The following is a 656-nucleotide window of genomic DNA, read 5'->3' on the forward strand; positions in this document are numbered from 1 at the left end:
CAATGGACCCGTGCCTGCTTCCTTCCCGCAGGTACCCGCATGTCCGGATCTTGGACCTATTGCCGGTCGCTCTAAGGTGTCAGGAGTGTCGGCGAGGTCGTGATCCTTCGGGCCTGGGTCAATGACCCAGGTGGGGCGCCGTATTCGCGTAGCACCTGGCCGTCGGCGTCGTTGGACCCGTTCGGCCTTCGGTTCAGCGCGTATTTGTCGCGAATCCGACTCGTCTGCTGATCGGGTTGTCGGGCAGGTCAACGCCGGTAAGGGGTGAAGTAGCATGCGGCGGGTGATCCGCTCATGAGGCCGACCATCGCCGCCGACACCCTGCGTCGGACCCTCACCCAGTACCTGACCACCACCTTCGGCTTGACCGAGGACGGCGTACGCCAGGGTCTGGAGGGTTTTCTCTCCCACCCGGAGCAGGGCATCTTCCGCGGCCCGTACCTGCGGATCCGCACTCCCTTTCGCCCGGCGGAGGGCGACTGGCGGGCGCACCTCGACTGGGCGCCGGCCGATTTCACCCCTTACCTGCATCAGGCGAACGCGTTCGCCCGGTTGTCGACCAAGCGCAAGCCGGCCGAGCCGTACGTATTCAGCTTGAGTTGATCGGCTGAGCGGGGCTGCGGTCTACTGTGGTGGCTGTGGCTGGCATGATCTTG

General features: G+C 65.2%; 1 protein-coding gene. It reads left to right on the top strand.

Going from position 1 to position 656, the window contains the following annotated elements:
- Positions 1-294: 294 nt before the first annotated feature.
- Positions 295-603 carry a hypothetical protein gene (locus tag ACLQ24_RS30015; protein WP_425895099.1) on the top strand — a complete coding sequence of 103 codons (309 nt, stop codon included), beginning with the start codon at positions 295-297 and terminating at the stop codon, positions 601-603.
- Positions 604-656: the final 53 nt, after the last annotated feature.

The sequence above is a fragment of the Micromonospora sp. DT4 genome, assembly GCF_049841675.1.
Taxonomy (GTDB): Bacteria; Actinomycetota; Actinomycetes; order Mycobacteriales; family Micromonosporaceae; genus Micromonospora.

Excerpts from the sequence above, each read along its gene's own strand:
- ACLQ24_RS30015 (WP_425895099.1), top strand. The coding sequence starts at position 295 with ATGAGGCCGACCATCGCCGCCGACACCCTGCGTCGGACCCTCACCCAG.